This is a genomic window from Streptomyces sp. 8K308 (genome assembly GCF_004348315.1).
Lineage (GTDB): Bacteria > Actinomycetota > Actinomycetes > Streptomycetales > Streptomycetaceae > Streptomyces.
Window position 1 is genome coordinate 1 of record NZ_SMKC01000665.1, and the last position, 950, is coordinate 950.

Genomic DNA, 950 nt, shown 5'->3' on the forward strand with positions numbered 1-950 from the left:
GTCGTGGGGGCGGGTGGTGGCCAGCTCGGCGAGGTCGGTCCAGTGGGTGATGACGAGCTGGAGCTGCTGCTGGGTGGTGCTGGTGTCGTGCATGGTGGCTCCCCGTCGGTCGGTGCGTGCGGGCGTGGGTCGGGCGTGCCGGGGTCGCCCGGGAGTGGCCGGGCCGGCGGTGGTGTGGTGAGGGGTATCTGCGGTCGGTGTGGGTAGGCGACGACTAAACCTTGGAAAGGGGAGGGCCATGGCACTTGGACCCCAGGGAGCGCCTACGGGGCAGCTGAAGTACTTCAAGGAGAATCCGCTGAGCCGTCGCGCCGAATGGATCATCTTCGGCTCGATCTTCCTGGGCTGGGCCGGGTTCATGGTGTTTCTCCTCTTCGCTGCCTCATAGGCGGCCCGGCGGCTGGCCCGGGCCACGGGTCACGGCGTGGGGGTGTCGTCGCCGTCGAGTGCGGTGGGGTCTGCGAGCCAGACGCGGCCGGGTGTGCGGCCGGGCCGGCGGGGCTACTGCGGGGTGTCGGCGTCGTCGAGGGCGGCGCGGATTCGGTCGGTGGCTTGGGTGTGGCCGGTGCGGGCGACGTGCGACAGGTAGCCCGTCTCGCCGCCCAGTGCATCCAGCTCGGTGCGGACGCGTTGCAGGGCACCCTCGGCCTGGTCCACGCGCTGCCGGAGGTTGGCGATCTGCTTGTCGTGGTCGCCTATGAAGCACGCCACGGAGCGTTTACCGGCGTCGAGGACGCGGGCGGCGAGGTCGTGTCGTTCCTGGGGTGTGGCGCGGTTCCAGCGCCAGATGAACGTGGCCGGGGTGTCGGCGACGGTCGCGTCGGTGGGGGGTTCGTCGCCCTTGTGGAACTGGGCCAGGGCGGCCTCGGCCTGGTCGGCGCGGCCGTGCCACATCTGGGTGGTGGGGGTGACGTCGCCGGGCCCGCATTCGCCGTAGCGGGGCTCGGGGG

General features: G+C 71.8%; 2 protein-coding genes. One reads left to right on the forward strand and one right to left on the reverse strand.

All coding sequences use genetic code 11. The features are described 5' to 3' along the window. Positions 1-238: 238 nt before the first annotated feature. Positions 239-388, forward strand: coding sequence for a hypothetical protein (locus E1265_RS37710; RefSeq protein ID WP_165954033.1), 150 nt, complete (start codon positions 239-241; stop codon positions 386-388). Between the two features lie 113 nt (positions 389-501). Here E1265_RS37710 and E1265_RS37715 read toward each other — a convergent pair. Further along, a partial coding sequence (locus E1265_RS37715; RefSeq protein WP_165954034.1) for a hypothetical protein occupies positions 502-950 on the reverse strand: 449 nt, incomplete at its 5' end.